The sequence below is a fragment of the Hydrocoleum sp. CS-953 genome, from assembly GCF_002260545.1.
Taxonomy (GTDB): Bacteria; Cyanobacteriota; Cyanobacteriia; order Cyanobacteriales; family Microcoleaceae; genus Trichodesmium.
The window spans coordinates 1-6100 of record NZ_LGSU01001019.1; the positions used below are offsets into that span (position 1 = coordinate 1).

The 6100-nt window shown below is 36.6% G+C and carries 4 protein-coding genes; all 4 read left to right on the forward strand.

Annotated features, from left to right (window positions below; translation table 11 throughout):
* Positions 1-355: 355 nt before the first annotated feature.
* Positions 356-1438: a thiamine phosphate synthase gene (locus tag AFK68_RS14695; RefSeq protein ID WP_094673449.1), complete on the forward strand. Its 1083-nt coding sequence runs from the start codon at positions 356-358 to the stop codon at positions 1436-1438.
* Positions 1439-1789: 351 nt separating this feature from the next.
* Positions 1790-2008, forward strand: a complete 219-nt coding sequence (gene thiS / locus AFK68_RS14700) for a sulfur carrier protein ThiS (protein WP_094673453.1) — start codon at positions 1790-1792, stop codon at positions 2006-2008.
* Positions 2009-2700: 692 nt separating this feature from the next.
* Positions 2701-3675, forward strand: coding sequence for a DUF1517 domain-containing protein (locus tag AFK68_RS14705; protein ID WP_094673450.1), 975 nt, complete (start codon positions 2701-2703; stop codon positions 3673-3675).
* 329 nt (positions 3676-4004) lie between these two features.
* Positions 4005-4845: filamentous hemagglutinin N-terminal domain-containing protein (locus tag AFK68_RS14710; protein WP_143437887.1), on the forward strand; the 841-nt coding region annotated here is incomplete at its 3' end.
* Between the last annotated feature and the right edge of the window lie 1255 nt (positions 4846-6100).

Consider the following 6100-nt stretch of genomic DNA (forward strand, 5'->3'; position numbering starts at 1 on the left):
TTAACTGAGTCAGACCATGAAAAAGTTACAGAAATCAAACAAAAAGCTCGGCAGCAACTAACCGAATTAGACTATGAAAATATTGCAGAAAGAAAACCGANGCAGAAATTAACTGAGGTAAATTATGAAAATGTTGCAGAAAGAAAACAAAAAGCTCGGCAGCAACTAACTGAGGTAGACTATGAAAATTTGACAGAAAAGAAACTAAAAAATCAGCAGCAATTAGATTTTAAGATTCTGATTGACGGTGTATTTTTCCAAATAAATAATACAGGAAAAGCTCTCCGAAAAAGATTCAAGATTATAGTTATTTTGATAAATACAAACTAGGATTAAAATTTATAGGATAATTTTTATGGGCGATAAATATAATTGGGATAAAAATGTACAACCTGCCGTTCGTCGAATTCTAGATGCCAACTTAGACAGGGCGCGGGAAGGACTGAGAATTATTGAAGAATGGTGTCGCTTTGGCCTCAATAGTATTAATTTGGCCAATGAGTGTAAACAATTACGTCAAGAGATTGGGAGTTGGCATGGCACAGAACTGAGAATGTCCCGCAATACCCCCGGCGACCCTGGTACGGAATTGACTCATCCACACGAAGAACACCGCTCAGATGTTCAACAACTTCTACAAGTTAACTTCTGTCGTTTAGAAGAAGCACTCAGAGTTCTAGAAGAATATGGAAAAATTTATAATTCCCAGATGGCTTCTGCTTGTAAACAAATACGTTACCGAGTTTATACTATTGAAAGTGGGCTTCTTGCTTATCAAAGAAATCAACAACTGCAAAACTCTTACTTGTACCTTGTCACTTCACCTCAAGATAAATTAACTGAGATAGTAGAAGCTGCTCTTCAGGGGGGATTAACTCTTGTCCAATATCGAAACAAAACAGCAGATGACGTAACAAGATTGACAGAAGCACAAAAACTTTGTCAAATTTGTCGTCGTTATGGCGCTCTATTTATTGTTAATGACCGAGTAGACTTGGCGATCGCTGTTGATGCAGATGGAGTTCATCTAGGACAAAATGATATACCTATTAATCTTGCTAGACAATTGCTTGGCCCTCAGAAACTAATAGGGCGTTCTACTACCAACCCAGAAGAGATGAGGCGAGCAATTCAGGAAGAAGCAGATTATATTGGAGTAGGACCAGTCTATGAAACTCCTACTAAATTAGATAAACCAGCAGCAGGCTTAGAATATGTTAATTATGCTATTAAAAATTGTCCTATTCCCTGGTTTGCTATTGGTGGAATTGATATGCAAAATTGTGATGAGGTTCTATCTTCTGGTGCGGAGCGTGTATCTGTAGTTAGGGCAATTATGCAGGCAGAACAACCTACTTTGGTAACTCAATATTTTCTTTCTCAACTAAATCGTTATCAAGCTCTACGTTCTCATAATATATTACCCGAAAAAGTCTAGGCTACAGAATAATTAATAATTGATAATTGATAATTGATAATTAATAATTAATAATTAGTGCTTGGTAAATCAGGGTATGATTTGTATTTTTTGGTAATTCCTAAACTATTGAATAACAAATATTTGAGATTGTTCAAGTTTTATTTTCATACCTTGATTAATCAACGCCAATAATTAATATTTTTAGCCTTCCTTGAAGAATTAATAATTAAATAATTCTTGCATTATTAATTGCTGAAATCAGAATATATATCTCTAGAAAAGAGGCATTAGGGAGCAAGGAGTAGGGAGAAATAGTTGATGAATAAAAGTGGGATAATTGGTTTTATTTTTCATTATTGGAGATGTCTAATGTCAAATCAAATTACACTCAAAGTTAATGGAGAAACTCGTACTTGTTTACCCCAGACACTCTTACCAAATTTCCTGGAAGAGTTGGGATTAAATCCCCGTTTGGTAGCTGTAGAATATAATGGGGAAATTCTACATAGACAATTTTGGGATAAAACAGAAATGCAGCCAGGGGATAAATTGGAAATAGTTACTATTGTTGGAGGGGGTGTTGCATGAAGTTAGAAGTCAGAAGTCAACCCACCCCTAACCCCTCCTGGGAGGGGAAGTCAGAAGTTGAGATTATATGACGTTAGTAGGGGTTTGGTCTCCAAACCCTTACAGCAATTTATAGATTTATGGCGTTGGTGAACCGAGATCTGAAATATTAAAGATCGTGTTATAAGAGACCGGGTTTGTTGGAGACAGAAGTCAACCCACCCCTAACCCCTCCGGTGGAGGGGAAGTCAGAAGTTGAAGTTATATGAGGTGAGTAGGGGTTTGGTCTCCAAACCCTTACAGCAATTTATAAATTTATGGCGTTGGTGAACCGAGATCTGAAATCTAAAGATCGTGTTATAAGAAACCGGGTTTGTTGGAGATAGATGTTAATATATATCGGCATCTAATACAAACCTGGTTTCTAGAATGCCAGACAAATTATAGCTACGCATCACCAACGCCAGATTTATAAGTCTCCTTATTATTTTTGAAATTTAGAATAAATTTTAGATATAGCACTACCCAAAGTTTAGAATTCAGAAGTAATTCCTGACTAAGTTGGAGCATTTATAAACAACTTTTGACTTTTGAATTTTAAATTTTGAGTTATCAAGTAGGGATATCCCAATAATTAAATAACTAGATATAACTGCACAGTCTAGAGAGGAAGGGGTACATTAAATATGTATAGCAATAATTAACAATTACTTATGAGTAAAAAACTGCTTTCCAAAATTAAAGGTATTCTCAAATCATTTTTTGTCATTGGGTTAGTTCTAACCTTAGTTTTCAGTCAAGCTGATGCAGCAATGGCCGCTCGAAGTGGAGGGCGCATGGGCGGTGGCTCCTTTAGAATGCCAAGTCGCAGCTATACATCACCTACTCGTGGTCCCGGAGGTGGTTATTATAGAGGAGGTGGTTATTATCGAGGGGGCGGTTTTGGTTTTCCCTTCTTAATACCTTTCTTTGGTTTCGGTGGGTTTGGCAGCTTATTTACAATTTTGATTTTTATCGCGATCGCTAATTTCTTAGTTAGTAGTTTCCGCAGAGCAACTGAAGGAGATGAGTTTGAAAACTATAACAATGATAACCCGACTGTTTCTGTTGGTCGTGTACAAGTTGGTTTATTGGCAGAAGCTAGAAGTTTACAAACAGACCTTGATAGAATAGCTGAAAATGCTGATACTGGTTCTGCTGCTGGTAGAGTGCAAGTTCTCCAAGAAACAACATTATCTTTATTGCGTCATCCCGAATATTGGAGTTATGGTGCTGCCAACAGTGAACAAGCAAGGTTAGACTCGGCGGAGGCAAAATTTAATCAGTATGCTCTGACTGAACGTAGTAAGTTTTCTGAGGAAACCCTTTCTAACTACAATAATCAATTAATTTCTAAAGATGCTCAAACTTCTTTGCCAGTTAGTGACACTAATGGCGAACTGGTGACTCAGCAACCAGAAGCTCCAGGGGAATATATTGTAGTTACTCTTATTGTGGGTACTCAAGGGAAATTAATATTACCAACTATTAATAGTACAGAAGATTTAAGGCGTGCTTTGAGTCAAATGGGTTCTATTTCTAGCGAACAGTTATTAGCTGTTGAAGTGCTGTGGACTCCTCAAGCAAGTGGGGATACTTTGAATTCTGATGATATGATTGCTGAGTATCCAGATGTTAAATTGATTTAGTTTATTTGCCTGACTCAACCTGCAATATTCTCCATCTTTATTTCTGCAAGGGTGGAGAATTTTTTTTGATGTTTGATATAAAATTCGGTTGAAAAGTCGTCCGCAGCGACAATAGGAAGCAATCTCGTGAAACCTCGAGATTGCTATCCGTTCCGGAATGCTCCGCAAACCTTCCACTCCGTTCCAGTCGCTGCGGACGCAGGCTAAAAAAAAATATACTGTATAATGGATAATTATTTTTGAGCATAATTATCCATTGTCAATTAATAAACAGAGTGTTTCTACTAATTCCTTGATTTTTTCACTACTACAATAGCTCAGGATTTGTAATGAAAAACATTAAATTAGATTGTTATAATACAACTGCTTTAGCCATAATTTTAGGCACATTGGCCGTAGCTCCTCCCGCCAATTCCCAACCTATTACTCCAGCTAACGATGGCACAGGAACAACTGTCACCCCCCAAGGGAACCAATTTAACATCGAAGGTGGGACTCGTAGTGGAGCTAATCTCTTTCACAGTTTTGACCAATTTAATGTTAACTCTGGCCAAACCGCAAATTTCCTTACTACCCCAGACACCCAAAACATTCTGGGGCGAGTTACAGGAGGTGCTTCTTATATTAATGGTCTCATTCAAGTCATCGGTGGTAACTCTAACCTCTTCTTAATGAACCCCGCAGGCATAATGTTCGGTCCAAATGCCAGCCTCAACATACCCGCTTCATTCAGCGTTACTACTGCTACTGGTATTGGTTTTGACAACAACAATTACTGGTTTAAAGCTATGGGCACCAACGACTACTCTAATTTAGTCGGAAACCCCAGTGGCTATAGATTTAATGTTTCTAACCCAGGCGCAATAGTTAATGAAGGAAATTTACACTCTGGAGAAAACCTTACTTTATTAGGTGGAACAATTATTAATACTGGGCAACTCTCCACAACAAATGGAAATATTACCATCGCAGCAGTAGAAGGTGGTAGTGTCTTGAGAATATCTCAACCAGGACATTTATTAAGTTTAGAAGTAGATTCCAGAATAGAAGATATTTCTAATTTAGACGCTCTATCTTTACCACAATTATTAACAGGTGGATCAGAAAATAATGCCACATCTATTATAGTTAATAGTAATGGTGAATTAGAATTAACAGATAATACAATAANCTTACTTTATTAGGTAGAACAGTTATTAATACTGGAGAACTTTCGACAACAAACGGAAATCTTACCATCGCAGCAGTAGAAGGTGGTAGTGTCTTGAGAATATCTCAACCAGGACATTTATTAAGTTTAGAAGTAGATTCCAGAATAGAAGATATTTCTAATTTAGACGCTCTATCTTTACCACAATTATTAACAGGTGGATCAGAAAATAATGCCACATCTATTATAGTTAATAGTAATGGTGAATTGGTATTAACAGATAATACAATAATTGCCGATACACCAGGAAATGTATTTGTTTCGGGAAATATTGTATTATCAACTCAAGAGCAAGAGTCAGAAAGTAATTTTCTTGTTTTAGCTAATAACGATATAACAGTTGATAATTTAATAGAAACTCCTGGATTTGTAGAATTTAAAGCAGGTAGAAGTATTAATCTAAATGCGGATATTGATACATCAATTGTCAATGGAAAGATTGAATTATTTGGTAATAATGATGAGATNAAAGCAGGTAGAAGTATTAATCTAAATGCGGATATTGATACATCAATTGTCAATGGAAAGATTGAATTATTTGGTAATAATGATGAGATGAATTTGGCTAACCGGAGTAACGGAAAAGCTTCGATAAATCAATTAGATGGAACGACGTTAAATTCTGGAAGTGGAACAATTAATATTCAGTTAGGAAATTTAGGAGAAGTAGGAGATATAAATCTGGCAAATTTAACAACAACTGGGCAGGTTTTAGTTAATGCTAATGGGGGAAATATTGCTAGAGTTTCTGAGAATTCTTTGATAAATGCGGGGGGTGTTTTATTTCAAACTTCTGGGGATGGAGGAATAGGTTTAATTGATGCACCTTTGCGGTTGAATGTAGAAAATTTAGAGGCAGTTTCTNGTTTTATTTCAAACTTCTGGGGATGGAGGAATAGGTTTAATTGATGCACCTTTGCGGTTGAATGTAGAAAATTTAGAGGCAGTTTCTGGTAGTGGTGGAATATTTTTTGATGTGGGAAATGTGAATATTGGAGGTGTGAGAGAGGATGTGGATGGTATTAAGACTATTGGTGGGGGAGATATTATTCTTGATAGTAGAGGAGATGTGACTGTTAGTGAAGACATTAAAGCTAATGTTGTTACTGATGGTGAAACAGGAGGAGATATTAATATTAATGCTAAAAACCTTTCCGTTATTGATGGTGCTGAGATATCTGCCAGTACCTTTGCCAAAGGAGATGCAGGCAGTGT

What these genes read in the sequence shown, in the direction of transcription:
- AFK68_RS14705 (WP_094673450.1), top strand. Translation starts at nt 2,701, where the DNA reads ATGAGTAAAAAACTGCTTTCCAAAATTAAAGGTATTCTCAAATCATTT.
- thiS (WP_094673453.1), top strand. Translation starts at nt 1,790, where the DNA reads ATGTCAAATCAAATTACACTCAAAGTTAATGGAGAAACTCGTACTTGT.
- AFK68_RS14695 (WP_094673449.1), top strand. Translation starts at nt 356, where the DNA reads ATGGGCGATAAATATAATTGGGATAAAAATGTACAACCTGCCGTTCGT.